The sequence below is a fragment of the Paenarthrobacter sp. AMU7 genome (genome assembly GCF_041200195.1).
Lineage (GTDB): Bacteria > Actinomycetota > Actinomycetes > Actinomycetales > Micrococcaceae > Arthrobacter.
In genome coordinates this window covers 2443488-2458769 of record NZ_CP165735.1, presented here as the reverse complement: position 1 = coordinate 2458769, position 15282 = coordinate 2443488, and the positions used below count along the sequence as shown (strand labels likewise).

Annotated in this window: 13 protein-coding genes; 8 read left to right on the top strand and 5 right to left on the bottom strand. The window is 63.1% G+C overall.

From position 1 onward, the window contains the following. The first annotated feature begins 36 nt into the window (after positions 1–36). From ABQM86_RS11225 to ABQM86_RS11215, 3 genes are read left to right on the top strand one after another with little or no spacing between them, the layout of a single operon-like run. Entirely contained in the window at positions 37–1173 is a 1137-nt protein-coding gene (locus ABQM86_RS11225) for a type III polyketide synthase (RefSeq protein WP_369744431.1), read from the top strand. Between the two features lie 47 nt (positions 1174–1220). Beyond that, positions 1221–1901, top strand: a complete 681-nt coding sequence (locus tag ABQM86_RS11220; protein ID WP_369744430.1) for a class I SAM-dependent methyltransferase — start codon at positions 1221–1223, stop codon at positions 1899–1901. Then, positions 1894–3024, top strand: a complete 1131-nt coding sequence (locus ABQM86_RS11215) for an FAD-dependent oxidoreductase (RefSeq protein WP_369744429.1) — start codon at positions 1894–1896, stop codon at positions 3022–3024. The genes ABQM86_RS11220 and ABQM86_RS11215 overlap by 8 nt, the downstream gene beginning before the upstream one ends. On the opposite strand, the gene ABQM86_RS11210 is transcribed toward ABQM86_RS11215, so the two are convergent. Next, on the bottom strand, positions 3025–3432 hold the full coding sequence (locus ABQM86_RS11210) for a nuclear transport factor 2 family protein (RefSeq protein WP_369744428.1): 408 nt from the start codon (positions 3430–3432) through the stop codon (positions 3025–3027). Between the two features lie 51 nt (positions 3433–3483). On the opposite strand from ABQM86_RS11210, the gene ABQM86_RS11205 reads away from it, so the two are divergent. Then, positions 3484–4158, top strand: a complete 675-nt coding sequence (locus ABQM86_RS11205) for a peptide deformylase (RefSeq protein ID WP_369744427.1) — start codon at positions 3484–3486, stop codon at positions 4156–4158. A 31-nt stretch (positions 4159–4189) separates the two neighbouring features. On the opposite strand, the gene ABQM86_RS11200 is transcribed toward ABQM86_RS11205, so the two are convergent. Then, entirely contained in the window at positions 4190–6217 is a 2028-nt protein-coding gene (locus ABQM86_RS11200; protein WP_369744426.1) for a prolyl oligopeptidase family serine peptidase, read from the bottom strand. A gap of 69 nt (positions 6218–6286) precedes the next feature. Between ABQM86_RS11200 and ABQM86_RS11195 the strand changes: the two genes are divergently transcribed. From ABQM86_RS11195 to ABQM86_RS11180, 4 genes are all read left to right on the top strand, one after another. After that, the gene (locus ABQM86_RS11195; protein WP_337340300.1) at positions 6287–7123 is read left to right on the top strand and encodes a putative RNA methyltransferase; all 837 of its coding nucleotides are present in this window, start codon (positions 6287–6289) and stop codon (positions 7121–7123) included. A gap of 79 nt (positions 7124–7202) precedes the next feature. Continuing rightward, positions 7203–7664 (top strand): NfeD family protein, encoded by a 462-nt coding sequence (locus tag ABQM86_RS11190; RefSeq protein ID WP_207597560.1) that lies wholly within the window; start codon positions 7203–7205, stop codon positions 7662–7664. Positions 7665–7746: 82 nt separating this feature from the next. Then, entirely contained in the window at positions 7747–8724 is a 978-nt protein-coding gene (locus tag ABQM86_RS11185; RefSeq protein WP_207593592.1) for an SPFH domain-containing protein, read from the top strand. Positions 8725–8980: 256 nt separating this feature from the next. Further along, complete coding sequence (locus ABQM86_RS11180; protein WP_011774875.1) at positions 8981–9328, top strand: RNA polymerase-binding protein RbpA; 348 nt, start codon at positions 8981–8983, stop codon at positions 9326–9328. Positions 9329–9416: 88 nt separating this feature from the next. Here ABQM86_RS11180 and ABQM86_RS11175 read toward each other — a convergent pair whose 3' ends face one another. The 3 genes from ABQM86_RS11175 to ABQM86_RS11165 form a co-directional block, all read right to left on the bottom strand. Beyond that, positions 9417–10160, bottom strand: coding sequence for a polyprenol monophosphomannose synthase (locus tag ABQM86_RS11175; RefSeq protein ID WP_369744425.1), 744 nt, complete (start codon positions 10158–10160; stop codon positions 9417–9419). A gap of 428 nt (positions 10161–10588) precedes the next feature. Further along, positions 10589–12247 carry an amidohydrolase gene (locus ABQM86_RS11170; RefSeq protein ID WP_369744424.1) on the bottom strand — a complete coding sequence of 553 codons (1659 nt, stop codon included), beginning with the start codon at positions 12245–12247 and terminating at the stop codon, positions 10589–10591. 49 nt (positions 12248–12296) lie between these two features. Continuing rightward, a complete protein-coding gene (locus tag ABQM86_RS11165; protein ID WP_369744423.1) occupies positions 12297–15272 on the bottom strand; it encodes a DEAD/DEAH box helicase in 2976 nt (991 codons plus the stop codon). Positions 15273–15282: the final 10 nt, after the last annotated feature.

The window sequence follows — 15282 nt, the reverse complement described above, 5'->3', positions numbered from 1 at the left end:
CATTGTCTTCCTCCGTTTACTCGCTAAGAATGAAGCATGCCGGTATACGTGAGGTCCCTTGAAACCGCAGTTCCGCCAACAATCCTCGTGCAGCAGCAGGCCCGTGAAGTCTTCGCCTCCCAACCAGGCCTGACACGACTGGGGACGCGCCTGGTCACCACCTGTTTCGACTCGGCGGCAATCGACACCCGCTACACGGCCGTTGCCGAGCTCAGCCTTGACGCCCATCCGGAGAATCCCAAGTTCTTCGACCCCGAAACCAACAGGGTCCTTAGCCCCAGCACCAAAGTACGCAACGAAATTTTCGCTACCGAAGCCACCAAGCTGTTTGTGGAGGCCGGAAAGACGGCGGTTGCCCAAGCTTCCGGTATCGACCTCGACGACATCACCCACGTCATCACCGTGTCCTGTACGGGCTTCTTCAACCCGGGCCCCGATTACAAGGTTGTCAGGGCCTTGGGCCTGAACCCTGCCGTCCAGCGCTACCACCTGGGTTTCATGGGCTGCTACGCCGCGTTCCCCGCCCTCAAAGCCGCCAAACAGTTCTGCGTGGCTGATCCGGAGGCCGTGGTCCTGGTCATCTGTGTTGAACTCTGCTCCCTTCACGTCCGCACCTCCAACGATCCCGACACCATCATGGGTTCGGCCATCTTCGGTGACGGCGCGGCGGCAGCCATCGTGACGGCCCGGGAACCCGAAGGACCGGAACCAGTCATCAGGCTGGACCACTTCGAAACGGTTCTCACGCCTGTGGGCGAGGAAGCCATGGCCTGGAACATCGGCGACGAAGGATTCGAAATGGTGCTGGGCTCCTACGTACCCCACATCATCGAGGAACACATCACAGGCGCATTGGAACCACTCCTCGCCAAGGAACCCAATCTCACTGGGCTCCCTTACCGGGATATCATCCACTGGGCCATCCACCCGGGCGGCCGCAGCATCCTAGACAAGGTCGAGTCCAAGCTGGAGCTGACCCAGGAACAATTGATTCCGGCCCGGGAGACACTGCGTGAATACGGCAACATGAGCAGCGCTACGGTGCTCTTCGTCCTGAAGTACATGTTGGGCCAGGCCGCTACCGAACGCGAAGAACGTATCTGTTCCATGGCGTTCGGTCCAGGCCTGACGGTGGAGACGGGCCTCTTCACGCTGGTCTCCCCCGATCTGTGAGTCCTTGGGGGTCCCTTCGGGACAGGGATCTGTCGTCTGTGGAGGAGATGGACAGAGCTGACTGCGACCCCGACCGCCTCACCCGGACCTATGCCAGGTTTCCGGTGGTCAACAGTCTTCTTTCGGGGTGGCGCGGTACCTATCGCCGCAGGATCCGCCCGGTGTTGGCTGCCAAGGGCGCAGCGTCGCTGTTGGACATCGGGTGCGGCAGCGGTGACGTGGCACGGAGCCTTGCTGGGTGGGCCCGGAAGGATGGCTTCCGTCTCACTGTGACTGCGATCGATCCGGATGCCAGGGCTTTTGCCTTTGCCGCGAAGCTTCCCGCGATGGAGGGTGTCACCTACCGTCAAGCACACAGTTCCGAGCTCGTCGCAGAAGGGCTGGTGTTCGATTTCGTCATCTCCAACCACATCCTTCACCACCTCGACGCCGGGCAGATCGCCGGTGTCCTGCGCGACTCGGAGGCGCTCAGCCGCGGCCTCGTCCTCCACAACGACCTCAAACGCAGCAACGTCTCCTACCTGCTGTTCATGGCCTTTTTCTGGCCCTTGGGCCTGGGCTCCTTTATCTGGGGCGACGGCCTTGTATCCATCAAGCGCAGCTACACCGCCGCGGAACTGGCATCCACCGTTCCGGCGAGTTGGAGGGTCCAGGCAAACGGTCTTTGGCATCACCTGCTGGTCCACGAGGAGCGCCCGGATTCGGAAACAAGGGAAGAGAATGTTTGACGTAGTGATTGTCGGTGCCGGGCCCGTGGGACTGTTCATGGGAGCCCTGTTGCTTCAGCAAGGGCATCAGGTGCGGATACTGGAACGGAGGGCCAGCCACAGTGACAGTTCGCGGGCCATCGGTATCCATCCACCGGCGTTGGCGGAGCTGGCCAGCGCCGGGGTTGCCGGGGAGTTGATTGCGGCCGGCGTTCATATCCACCGTGGAGTTGCCTACAGCCAGGGGCGCATGGTTGCCCGGCTGGCGTTCGACGGCGACCCCCACTTCCCGTTCATCCTTGCGGTACCGCAGACGGTTACCGAAAAGGTCCTGGAAAGGACTGTCATGGATCTGGACTCCGCGGCGATCGTCCGCGGTGCGGATGTCCAGGAAGTGGTGGATGACTTCAGGTCCGTGCGCGTCTTGGCGGATTCAGCCGTTGGAGGCCTGGAGTTCCGCGCCCGGTTGGTGGTAGCCGCCGACGGGGCGCACTCAGCGATCCGCCAAAGGATCCTGCCGCACTTGCCGTCACGGAGCTATCCGGACTGCTACATCATGGGTGATTTCGCTGATGCCACTCGCCATGGCACGGATGCCGTCCTCTATCTGGAACCGGCCGGGATTGTGGAGTCGTTTCCGCTGCCGGACGGAGTACGCCGATGGGTGGTGAGGCTGGGGTCACCGGACAAGGGCACGACGGCGGCCGGGCTGGCTGAGCTGATCGGCGCCAGAACGGGCGAAGTTCCGGACGCCCGCAGCAACACCATGCTGAGTGCCTTCGAGGTGCGGTCCCGGCTTGCGGCGCGAATGGTCCACGGCCGGGTGGTGTTGCTCGGCGACGCCGCCCACGAAATCAGTCCGATCGGTGGTCAAGGCATGAATCTGGGCTGGTTGGACGCTGCGGCACTTGCACCGATCATGGATGCTTCATTTGGTGGGGCCGACGTGGGGCGGCTGCTGGAGCATTTCGAACGGTCCCGCAAAAAGGCGGCCCAACGGGCTTCGCGTCAGGCCGGACTTAACATGGCGCTGGGCAGGCCGTTGCCACCGTCGGTCATGGACGCCCGGAACAGGTTCTTCGCCGGCGTGCTCGGGCTTCCATCAATAGCAGGGGTGGTGGAACGGCGTTTCACCATGCGTTAGCTACTCCGGCGTCGTGTAATAGCAGTCGTACGTATCCTGGCTGACTATCAGCCCGTCCCGCAGCTCAAAGACCGCTGTGCTCCTGGCCCTGATGGTATCGCCGCGGTCCCAGTGCGGGAGGTCAAGGAGCAGCGTGGCCGACCAGTTCATCTCGAGTACCACGCGGTCGCCTTCGCTGGTGGTGCGGACCACCTCGAAACGCTGATCGGCAACAATGTCCTTGCTGTGGTCGGCGCCGGCCAGAGTGTCCTGCAGGTTCCTGGTGGAACCTGTTTTGGACAACGCATGGGGCCACTCCGTGAGTTGGAAGTCCTCTGCAAGGTAGGGCCGCAGCTCAGCAGCTCCGCCGCCGGCTTCAACAGTACTGACGAACCCCAATACGTGGTCCAAAGAAGATGAATCGGTCATTCATCGAGCCTAGCCCAACGCAACAGACTGGCATGGCGATAGGCTCGTGCCATGAACCATCAACCTCATCACGAGGCCGCGAGCCCAGCCACGGACTACAACCCCACCCAGATCCGGGACGCTGTCCGCAGGTTGCTTGATGCGGAAGAACTTCCCATGATCGTCCAGGCTGGACACCCCGTGCTGCGTCAACTCGCCGCCCCCTTCGATGGCCAGCTGGACGACGTCGAACTGATGGCGTTGGTGGAGCGGATGCGCGAGGTGATGCACGACGCTCCCGGCGTCGGGTTGGCTGCACCCCAGCTGGGCATCCCCCTGCAGTTGGCCGTGCTGGAGGACCAGTACGATCTTGACCCCGCCTCCGCCGCGGTACGGCATCGGGAGCATATGGAGTTTTTCGCCATCGTGAACCCGCAGTGCCGTCCGCTGGGGGTGGAGACGGCCTCCTTCTATGAGGGCTGCCTCTCCGTCAACGGTTACCAGGCTGTGGTGACCCGTCACCGGAATGTAGAACTGAGCTACGTTACGCCCGCGGGTGAGCCAGTGGAGGAATGGTTCTCAGGCTGGCAGGCGCGCATAGTGCAACATGAGACGGACCATCTCCTCGGCACGCTGTACCTGGACCGTGCCGAAATCAGGTCGTTATCCAGTAACGCGGAGCACTCGGCCCGCTGGGCAACGCCGGAGATCGAGGATGCACGCCGGAGCCTGGGCTTCCTGCGCTGACGGCCAGGGTCAGGTCAAGCGGCCCGCTGGGTTAGTGCACGTGGCCCTCCGCTTGATTCGAGGCAGTAGGCAAATGCCGTGCCCACCAGTCAAGGATGTGGTCAAAGCGCTGCTTGCGGTGGTGCGGCGTCCCGGACCTGGACAACTCGTGGTCCTCGCCGGGGAAAACCAACAAAGCGGTCTCAACGCCCTGGGCCTTCAGGTGTGAGTAGTAGCGCTGCCCTTGTTCGATGGGGCATCGAAGATCGTTTTCGCTGTGCACCACCAGCGTTGGAGTTTGAACGGCACCCACAACTGCCATGGGGCTCTGGGCCGTCATCTGCTCAGGAGTGCCACCCGTGTACTCACCGCCGAAAAACCAGCCGATATCCGAGGACCCCGCGAAGCTGACCGGGTCCAGGAATCCGCGTTCAACGATTGCTGCTTTGAAGCGGTGATCGTGGGCGATGGTCCAGGCGGTCAGGTAACCCCCGTAGGAACCACCCATGATGCCCACCCGGTCCTTGTCCAGCACCGCGCTATGGGCGGCCAAGGCCGCATCCAGAAATGCCAGCACGTCCTGCATGTCCAAGGTTCCCATGCGCCCTTTGATGGCGCGGCCGTGCGTTTGGCCGTAACCGGCTGAGCCACGGGGATTGCACATCACTACTGCGTATCCGGCGGCAGCGTAGACCTGCGCTTCATCGAAATAAGCTCCCGTGTACTGGGCGAATGGACCACCGTGGATGGACAGCAGCACCGGATGCGGTCCGGGCCCGTCCGGCAGGACCAGCCAACCATGCACCGGATGCCCATCAGAGGATTCGGTGTCGAAGTCCAAGGGCTCGCTGACGCGGGAATTGTTCCTGAGCGCGGCTGAGAAGTCGGTCAACAAGCGCAGTTCCCCACGAACCAGGGAAGCGACGTCGCCCATGGTTGAAGCGTCCGCGAGACTCACGGCGATCTCACCGTTGGCGGCAACCGTTGCGCCAATGACTACCCGGGCACCATGGACCAGCGGCATGATCTCGCCATCGGCGGGCACGTCGAGCAGTTCAACGCTGCCCAGGGCGGTATTCAGGACAAGCACGCTGGCAGGTCCGCTCGGTTCCAAGGGCCCTGAAACGTCCAGATGTTCTTCATCGGTCAGGGCCGTTGCTTCTCCCCCGTCCACCGGCATGACGTACAGGACACCGTTCCGGGCAACAAAGTCCTTGCCTGTAGTGCCCAGGCCCTGGGCGGTATAGAACAGCCAGCGTCCATCCAAGGAGGCCCGGACTCCGGTGACGGTTTGAAGGCCTGCATTGGATGGTTCGACGACGGACGGCTGGCTTCCGCCGGCCTCCACCCTGTAAACCGAGGTGACAAGATCGTCGTCGTGCCCTTCATGCAGCGCCGCCACGAAGTAGAGGTGCGCGCCGTCGGCTGAAAAGCACGGGGACTCGTGGTCTGAATCACCAAACGTCAGTTGCCTGGCCGCTGGAATCCCGGGCGCAGCAGGTGCTGGCTGTTCGTGGGCCGCGCGCCCACGGGGCGCTACCGCGGGCTCACCGCCTAATTCCGGTACTTCAACAACGAAGACCTGCTGGCGCTGATCGGAGGTGTACCCCACGCCGTTCATTCTGTACTGGTTCGCAGTGAGCAGTCGGGCATCCTCGCCGCCGGAGGTCACACCCTCCACCGTTCCGTAACGCCCTTGTTCCGGGACGCGCGCCAGGAAAGCAATCCGGTGCGAATCGGGCGCCCACACGAATCCTGCCACTCCGGTGTGCTGATCTGTGATCCGCTGCGGCTCGCCGCCGGCAGCTTCCACGACGAATATTTGCGGCTTGCCGGCCGGATCGTTTCTGAGGAAGGCCAGGACAAGGCCGTCGGGTGAGAAGGCAGGCGAACTGTCCCTGAAGCCGCGGGTAATGCGACGCGGGTGTTTGGTGGTGTCCAAGGGGACCGTCCACAGTTGGCCAACATAACTGTCTGCGTCAAAATCCGGCCTGGTGACAGAAACCACCGCCTTGGTCCCATCGGGGTGGATGGCAGGGGCGGACACGGAGTTCAGCAGTGGCAGTTGCTCGGGTTTCACGAGGGTGAGCCTAGCCCGGGAGCCCGGCGCCCGGCACCTGACACTCCGTCCAGCCGTAGGATTGAAGCCATGTTGTCCGAAGCCGTCGCTGCCCTCCGTTGTCCGCTGTGCCAAGGAGCGCTCCAGCTGAAGGAAGATCCGCAGAGGACGTTGGCTTGCGCGTCCGGGCACCTTTTCGACTCCGCCAAACAGGGGTACTTCAATCTGTTGACTGGCAAGGGAACAGTCTTTGAATCCGACACTGCAGCCATGGTGGCAGCACGTCACCGGTTCCTGGACGCAGGCCACTACGCTGCTTTAGCCGCCGCCGTCGCCGAAGAAGCGGCCGGCGCGCTCCGCCTTCCCGGTGCGGTGGTTCTGGATGCAGGCACCGGCACAGGTCACTACCTCCACGCGGTTGTCGAAGAATCCGGGGCTGCTGCGATCGGCCTGGACATCTCCAAGTTCGCGCTCCGCAGGGCGGCCCGGCTCAACCCCCAGGCGGCAAACCTCGTGTGGGACATTTGGCGTCCTTTACCGGTGGCTGACAATTCGGTGGACGTGGTCATGGTGGTCTTTGCCCCGCGCAACCCAGCCGAGTTCGCGAGGGTCACCCGCCCAGGCGGGAAACTGATCGTGGTGACACCCCGGCCGGGCCATCTCGCCGAGGTTGCTGCCAGGACAGGAATGCTGGGCATCGAAGAGGGCAAGGAGGAACGTCTGGCTGACACCATGAAGGAGTATTTCAGCCCCGCTGCGGTGTACGGACTGGATGTGCCCTTGGAGCTGACCGGACCGCAGATGGGCGACCTCGCCTACATGGGTCCTGCCGGCCACCATCTCCGGGATCAGGGACAGATGGGCGAGCCCACTGGTTCTGTGTCCACCACCGCGAAATTCCGGATCAACGTCTTTACCGTGCCCTGACGTGGGACAGCGCAGCGGGCTAGGATGGAAGAACAGCGACTGTGATCCCGCCTGCGGGGTCCGGGACCAAGGGGGAATGATGTTTGAATGGCTCGGCGAGAATTGGTGGGCCCTCTGGCTCACGGTCTTCCTCGCGTTCGCAGTGGTGGAAATGCTCACCTTGGACCTCTTCTTCATCATGCTGGGCGGAGGAGCCTTGGCGGGCTTGGTTGCCGACTTCGCCGGCGCGGATTTCTGGCTTCAGATTGTCATCTTCTGCGTGGTTTCCCTCCTGATGATCGCCTTCGTGCGGCCCGTAGCGCTCAAGCACCTTCACAAGGGTCCCGAAGAGCAGCGATCCAACATCGACCGGCTGATTGGCCAGCCCGCTCTCGTCATTGAAGCCGTGAGCGGCACCAGTGGGCTCGTCAAAATTGGCGGTGACGTCTGGAGCGCCCGCAGCACCGCCGGTGTCATCGACGCCGGCGCCACAGTCCAGGTCACCAAAATCGACGGCGCGACGGCGGTAGTCACCTCGCCGGCCGACAACAGCCCGCGCTGACCACGCGCCTTGAATTCACGCGGTTCGGCAGCCTGGCCGGACCGCCGCATCAAACCACGCAATTGGGGAACGAAGGAGATGTATGGACGGCTTAGGAGGAACAGCAGCAGCAATTGTGCTGATTGTTCTCGTTATTTTTGTCATCATAGTGTTGGTCCGCTCGGTCAGGATCATCCCGCAGGCCCGCGCCGGCGTCGTTGAACGGCTCGGTAAGTACCAGCGCACGCTGAACCCGGGCCTCACCATCCTGATCCCGTTTGTTGACCGGCTCCTGCCGCTCCTGGACCTCCGCGAACAAGTGGTGTCCTTCCCGCCGCAGCCTGTTATCACTGAGGACAACCTGGTGGTCTCGATCGACACCGTGGTCTATTTCCAGGTCACTGATCCCCGGGCGGCTACGTATGAGATCGCCAACTACATCCAGGCGGTCGAGCAGCTGACAACCACCACGCTCCGCAACGTGGTCGGTGGGCTGAACCTCGAAGAGGCGCTCACATCGCGCGACCAGATCAATGGTCAGTTGCGTGGCGTCCTGGACGAAGCCACGGGCCGTTGGGGAATCCGCGTGTCGCGCGTGGAGCTGAAAGCGATTGATCCGCCCCATTCGATCCAGGACTCGATGGAAAAGCAGATGCGCGCAGAGCGGGATCGCCGTGCGGCCATTCTGACCGCCGAAGGTACCAAGCAGTCGCAAATCCTCACCGCTGAAGGCCAGCGCCAAGCGGCCATTCTCGCCGCTGAGGGTGATGCCAAGGCGGCCATCCTCCGCGCCGACGGTGAAGCCCAGGCCATCCAGAAGGTCTTCGACGCCATCCACAAGGGCAACCCGGACCAGAAGCTTCTTGCTTACCAGTATTTGCAGACCCTCCCGAAGATCGCTGAAGGAAGCTCGAACAAACTCTGGATCATTCCCAGCGAAGTCGGAGAAGCCCTCAAGGGCATCGGCGGCGCCCTCGGAGGGAACAACGGGGACTCCCCCGTAGGTCTCTTCGGTGGCGGGGACGAAAGTAAGACGCCCGCTCCCGCAGCGTCCGCGGAGCATGCACGGCCTGCCGAATAACCAGAGGTTAAGGCTTTACGAGCGGTCAGCCATTCCGGCTGGCCGCTCGTTGCGTGTCGTGGCTTTTGAGTAGTAGGAGATGTTCCGCGTATAATGGGATATTTGTCCGGCTGGTTCAGCCTGGATGGAACATAAAAGCTTGGCCAGGCGTTGCAATTAGTGATGCAAGGTGTGCAGAAGTAGTCCGTAAGGATCGTGAAAACGGCTTACGGCCAGCGCGGGGTTCCTGCTCCGCGTACAGACAGAGGGAGTAATCATGAGCGATCGCAGCCTGCGGGGTATGCGTCTTGGCGCCCAAAGCATGGAAACCGAATCCGGCGTTGAACCGGCACCGCGCCAGCGGGTCGAGTACCGCTGCGAGGACGGCGAGCAGGTCTTCGTAACTTTCTCCTCCGAGGCAGAGATTCCCCCGGTCTGGGTTTCGAAGACCGGCAAGGAAGCTCTTCTGGTCGATGGCGAGCGTCCTGTGGATGCCAACGAGAAAGCCGTCCGCACCCACTGGGACATGCTGCTGGAACGCCGCAGCCTTCCTGAGCTGGAGCAGATCCTTGAGGATCGTTTGAACATTCTGCGTGAGCGCCGCGGAGAGCGCCGCTCGGCTTAGTCTGCAATCCAGACAAAAGCAGGCCCAGACCAAGAAAGGCCGGGTCCGGTTCCCAAGGGAACCGGACCCGGCCTCTTTTTTGGCAGGGCTACTTTGCCGTGGCGGGCGTCTTGCGGGTGAGCTTTGCCCAGCGGGCCGCCAATCCCCACTTGGTGACGTTGATCATGGCTTCCACCACAATGTTGCCGCTCATCTTCGACGCACCCAGCTCCCGCTCCACAAAGGTAATGGGGCGTTCCTCGATGCGGAGGCCCAGCTTGGCCACCCGCCAGGCGAGGTCCACCTGGAAGCCGTAGCCGACCGACTCGACCTCATCCAGGTTCAGCGCCTCCAGGGTGCTGCGCTTGAAGGCGCGGTAGCCTCCGGTGACGTCCTTGATCTTCACGCCGAGCATGATGCGGGCATAGGTGCTGCCGACACGTGAGATGGCCTGGCGGTAGAGCGGCCAGTTGACCACGCTGCCACCAGGGACCCAGCGTGAGCCCATGGCGAGGTCGGCTCCATCCTTAACGGCATCCAGGAGCAACGGCAACTGTTCCGGCTTGTGCGAACCGTCGGCGTCCATTTCCACCAGGACGTCATACCCGGCGGCGAGCCCCCACTTGAAACCGGCGATATAGGCCGCACCGAGGCCTTCCTTGCCCTTACGATGCAAGACATGAACCTGGTGGTCTTTGGCAGCAAACTCATCGGCCAGTTGTCCGGTACCATCAGGGCTGTTGTCGTCAACCACTAGAACATCGGACTCGGCAACTGCTGCGCGCAGCCGCCCCAGGGTCACCGGGAGCGATTCGAGCTCGTTGTAGGTGGGAATGATCGTCAGGACACGCAAGAAGAGGCCTTTCCTTGATGGAGCGGTCAGTGTGCCGGACCAGCCGTGGCGGCTGGCATTCTGGCGCAACTCTCCATTATAGGACGCCGCAGCGCGCTCCCTGGGCGGTAGTGGCGTGGGACACAGGCGGAGGTGCCGGAGGCGGCATGCCGCGGGCAGGTCCACAAGCCCAGGTCCAGTGGCGCCGGGCAACTGAGTCCCCGACGAACTGTTTTCTGGGTCGCTGCGGACCTGCCCACCTGTTTGCCGCCACCATGAACGTGCTCCGGCCGCGACCGAACCATCAAACCGTGGCTTTCGCCCGCGGGCTGATCATCCGTTGAGCCTCAATGCTACGGACTCACCCCACGCTGTCAACCGCCCGGTGACCTGCGGATCCTGGCATCGGCCCAGTTCAGCAGGCTACTGGCGGCTGGAAATTGATTCCCCTAAACCCGGAGCGACCCGTGGGCGAACAGCTCTTGTCCTTCACGGACGGTCTGCAGGCACCGGGGGTCGCTGCCGGTATCCAGTGCGGGCAACAGCGGTGTCCGCGCCCGCGGGTCCGTGCTCCATGACTGGACGCGGCTGTCTGCCACCTGGACCATCAGCTCCTCCACTTCCCACACCGCGAAACTGGCAGGTGCACCGGGCACCAGCTGGCCCATCAGGGGGTTGCGGTACTTCGCGGCGCGCCAGCCGGCGCGTGTATGGCCCAGGAAAGCGGCCCTGGCGGATATCCGTTGTTCCGGGTTGCTGTGTTCCAAGCACGCGCGCACGCTGGTCCACGGACGAAGAGGCGTGACAGGGCTGTCGCTGCCAAAGGCGATAGGGACACCACTCGCGTAGAAGGACGCGAAGGGGTTCATGGCCTTGCTTCGACCTCCCAGGCGCTGCTCGTACAACCCGCCTGGAGCGCCCCACGCGGCGTCGAAGCCAGGTTGCACGCTGACGGTGATGGAGTACTTGGCCAGTTTGTCGATGGCGGACTGATCGGCCAGTTCAACGTGCTCCAGCCGGTGGCCCGCGGCCCGGATCCGCTGCTCCCCTACCTCAGCTGCGGCAACGTCCAAGGCTTCCAGAACGGTGGCGAGGCCAGCGTCGCCAATGACGTGGAAGCCCGCTTGGACGCCAAGCTGGGAGGTTGCAGCAAGGTGCCGGGCTGCATCATCCACGGAGAGGTACAGGCTGCCGCGGTGCCCAGGCGCATCGGAATAGTCATCCAGGAGGGCAGCAGTTCGGGAACCAAGCGAACCGTCTACGTTAAGGTCTCCGGCGAGACCCAGGACCTTGGTCCCCAGGCCGCCCAGAATGTTCTCGGCGTGCTCCACAGACGAGGCCAGCTCGCCCCAGTACGGGAGCACTTCAGGGCTGCCACCGAGGTCGTTCCACGACGCTGCCAGTCGCAGGTCGTCCGGGCCGCAGATGTGGGGTGCCGACATTTCAGCCACTGCTACATAGCCTTGGGACGCCGCTTCCTTGAGGGCACGTTCCTGGAGTCCCCGCCGCACCGCTTCGGGAAACTGCCGGGCTGTGAGGCGCGCAGCGGTATGCGCTGCACGTACAACCCGTGGGCCGCCGGAGAACCCGTCCACGCCTTTCAGGCCGGCAGCTGCGGCCAACGATGAAGAAACCAAGGCGGAGTGGACATCAATGCGGGAGAGGTAGACCTGCCGTCCAGCCCCTGCCCGGTCAAGTTCTTCGATGGTGGGCAGCGAGGAGTCGTTCCACGCTGTCTCATCCCATCCGTGCCCGATAATGGTGCCGTCGCCGCCGGCAGTGGCAACGGCGTCGAGCAGTTCCTTGGCTGAGCGCACGGTGGCGAGGTCCACGCCGGAAAGGGCAAGGCCCGTTTCTGTGAGGTGCGCATGCGAGTCCACAAAGCCGGGCGCAAGGAGGGCGCCGCGGAGATCGATGATCTCCATGGATGAGTCAGCGATGGACGTGGCGGCTTGCTCGGAGCCCACCCAGGCGACGGTATCGCCGTCCACCACCATGGCCGTGGCAAAGGGATCAGCGGCCGTATAAATGGATCCGTTGCGGTACATGGTGACCTTGCGGCCCTCAGCGGTACGGTTGTGGCCGGCTGGCACGCCTGGCTGGTTCATGCGTTGTGCTCCTTGAGCGTTGGAAACGGTCAATCAGTGAAGGGTTGCGCTAGGCCACAGTGGAGTAGGCAACAACGCCGCGACGAACCAGCTCGATGGCCTCACGGCAGATCCTTGCCACTCTGGGGTCGAGTTGGGGGATCTTGGCCAATTGGTCAAGGAGGTCCACTACCTGCTTGGCCCAACGGACAAAGTCACCGGCGGCGAGGTCGGTTCCGCTCAGGACATCCTGCAGGTGGCGGCCCTTGGCCCACTTATACATGGGCCACATCAGTCCAAGTTCCGGCTCGCCCGTCAAAGGGAGCCTGTAATGTTCCTCGGTATCCTCCAGCTGGGACCATTCGCGGACGACAATATCCACGGCGGTCTCCAGCGAAACACTGGGCATCTTGGGCCGCAGGCCGCGGTCTTCGCGTTTGGCTTGGTAGACCAGCGTGCTGGCCAAGGACGCCAACTCGGCGGCATCGAGATCGTTCAATGCCCCGCGTCGGACCGACTGTGAAATGAGCAGATCCTTCTCGCCATAGATCCGGCGAAGCCGCTGCCCGTCGAAACTGATGCTGACGTGGCCGGCGTCGTTCGTCTCCAGGTAGCCATACGCGGAGAGCAGATCACACACGCGGTCGAAGGTTTTGGCGATGGTGTTGGTGCGGCTCTGGATCTGGCGGACCAGTCCGTCGGTTTCCTTCCGCAACTTCCACCAGCGCTCCGACCAGCGGGCGTGGTCTTCGCGTTCGCTGCAGCCGTGGCAGGGGTGGGCGCGCAGTGCACGCCTCAGATCGGCGATCTTCTTTTCCTGGTCGGGCAGGCGGGCCCCCAGGCCGAAGTCCTCGTGCCTGCTGTTGCGGCGGCTGTGCGGTGCATCTTCACTGATGGCGTGGCGCATGGAGGAGGCGAGGTCGCGGCGGGCCTTGGGCACCTTGGCATTGAACGATTTGGGTATGCGGATCCGCGTCACGGGCGAGACCGGTCCGTCGAGATCGTGCACGCCGATCCGGCGAAGCTGGTTATCCGAGGTCAGCACCGATGGCCGGGGCTCACGGGCATTCGGATCCACTTCGAGAACAACCGCATGGCCGGCCAGCCTGCCGCTGAAGATACTGATGACATCGCCGGGGATCAGCCGGGCCAGGGAATCGGCAACGTGGGACTTGCGGGCGCGCTGATGGTCGCGGGCCGCGAAATTCTCTGCGTCGCTCAGCTCCCGCCGGAGTTTTGCGTACTCGGTAAAGTCACCCAGATGGCACTGCATGGATTTGGCGTAGCCAGCCAGAGACTCTTCGCGCCCCCGCACCTGCCGGGCGATACCCACCACGGAGCGGTCTGCCTGGAACTGGGCAAAAGAGGACTCCAGGATTTCGCGGGCGCGAACACGGCCAAACTGGGCAATCAAGTTGATGCTCATGTTGTAGGTGGGCCGGAAGCTGGAGTTCAGGGGGTACGTCCGCCGTGAGGCCAGGCCTGCCACGGCTGCGGGGTCGGTCCCCGGCTGCCAGAGCACCACCGCATGGCCTTCGACGTCGATGCCCCGGCGTCCTGCCCGGCCCGTCAGCTGGGTGTACTCCCCCGCTGTGATATTGACATGGGCTTCACCGTTGAACTTTTCCAGTTTCTCCAGCACCACGCAGCGGGCCGGCATGTTGACGCCCAGAGCCAGCGTTTCGGTGGCGAAGACGGCCTTGACCAAGCCATCGGCAAAGAGTTTTTCCACCACTTCCTTGAAGGTGGGCAGCATGCCCGCGTGGTGGGCGGCAAAGCCCCTGAGGAGTCCGTCGCGCCAGCCCCAGAAACCGAGGACGTCGAGATCGTCTGCAGGAATTTCGTGACTGGCTTCGTCCACGCGCTGGGCGATGATTTGTTGTTCACGCTCCGTTGTCAGCCATAGCCCGGAGGCTGCACACTGTGCGACGGCTGCGTCACAGCCGGCCCTGGAGAAAATAAAGGTGATCGCAGGCAGCAGATCCTGGCGCCTGAGGCTCTCAATGACCTGGGGCCGGCTTGCCTTGCGAACCGGGCTGCGTTGCTCTGACTGCTGGCGTTCATCGCGGTGACGGTCCTGACGGCGGCGGCTGCGTCTCCCGTGGCCAAAACGGCCGCTCATGTTCATGCGGCTCTCGGAACGGGCCATGGCCAGCAGATCCGGATTGACCTCAAACTCAGGTCCAGTGACGGCCTGCTGGACTTTGGCGGCGGAGGAACGCTTGGCATGGACGTTTCGCCGGTCCGTGGGGGCGGGTTCGCTGGCTACCTCGGCGGCCTCGGAAATATCGGGCACCTCAGTCTCCGGCGCCCCGGTGGCCTGGGGTGCAATTTCATCGAAGGTGGTGTCGCCGGCGAAGAGATCAACTATTTCGCGGCCCACCATGACGTGCTGCCACAGCGGTACCGGCCGGTGTTCGGAGACGATGACGTCGGTATCACCCCGGACAGTATCCAGCCAGGCGCCAAACTCTTCTGCGTTGGAAACGGTGGCACTGAGCGAAGCCACCTGGACCTCGCTGGGCAAATGGATGATGACTTCTTCCCAGACTGCACCCCGGAAGCGATCAGCCAGGTAATGGACTTCGTCCATTACCACAAACCCCAGGTCGCCCAGGGTCTCGGAGTCTGCATACAGCATGTTCCGCAGGACTTCGGTGGTCATGACCACCACCGGGGCGTCGCCATTGATGGTGGTATCGCCTGTCAGCAGGCCTACGTTCGCAGCGCCGTATTTTGATGCCAGCTCCGAGAACTTCTGGTTGCTCAGCGCCTTGATGGGGGTGGTGTAGAAAGCCTTGAGGCCTCGTTCCAGAGCAAGGTAGATCGCGAACTCCCCCACGATCGTCTTACCCGCGCCCGTGGGTGCTGCCACCAGGACGCCACGGCCCTCCTGGAGGGACCTGCATGCCTCGCGTTGAAAGTCATCCAGGTCAAAATCCAAGGAACGGGCGAAGGCGCCCAGATAGGTTTTGGACTCAGAGGCCCGCTGCGCTGCAGCCTGGTAGCTCTCTGATGGTGATGGAGACCCGGAGATGGAGGACATGCATCAAGCC

What these genes read in the sequence shown, in the direction of transcription:
- ABQM86_RS11165 (WP_369744423.1), bottom strand. Translation starts at nt 15,272, where the DNA reads ATGTCCTCCATCTCCGGGTCTCCATCACCATCAGAGAGCTACCAGGCT.
- ABQM86_RS11195 (WP_337340300.1), top strand. Translation starts at nt 6,287, where the DNA reads ATGTTGTCCGAAGCCGTCGCTGCCCTCCGTTGTCCGCTGTGCCAAGGA.
- ABQM86_RS11170 (WP_369744424.1), bottom strand. Translation starts at nt 12,247, where the DNA reads ATGAACCAGCCAGGCGTGCCAGCCGGCCACAACCGTACCGCTGAGGGC.
- ABQM86_RS11225 (WP_369744431.1), top strand. Translation starts at nt 37, where the DNA reads ATGCCGGTATACGTGAGGTCCCTTGAAACCGCAGTTCCGCCAACAATC.
- ABQM86_RS11210 (WP_369744428.1), bottom strand. Translation starts at nt 3,432, where the DNA reads ATGACCGATTCATCTTCTTTGGACCACGTATTGGGGTTCGTCAGTACT.
- ABQM86_RS11190 (WP_207597560.1), top strand. Translation starts at nt 7,203, where the DNA reads ATGTTTGAATGGCTCGGCGAGAATTGGTGGGCCCTCTGGCTCACGGTC.
- ABQM86_RS11185 (WP_207593592.1), top strand. Translation starts at nt 7,747, where the DNA reads ATGGACGGCTTAGGAGGAACAGCAGCAGCAATTGTGCTGATTGTTCTC.
- ABQM86_RS11205 (WP_369744427.1), top strand. Translation starts at nt 3,484, where the DNA reads ATGAACCATCAACCTCATCACGAGGCCGCGAGCCCAGCCACGGACTAC.
- ABQM86_RS11220 (WP_369744430.1), top strand. Translation starts at nt 1,221, where the DNA reads ATGGACAGAGCTGACTGCGACCCCGACCGCCTCACCCGGACCTATGCC.
- ABQM86_RS11215 (WP_369744429.1), top strand. Translation starts at nt 1,894, where the DNA reads ATGTTTGACGTAGTGATTGTCGGTGCCGGGCCCGTGGGACTGTTCATG.
- ABQM86_RS11180 (WP_011774875.1), top strand. Translation starts at nt 8,981, where the DNA reads ATGAGCGATCGCAGCCTGCGGGGTATGCGTCTTGGCGCCCAAAGCATG.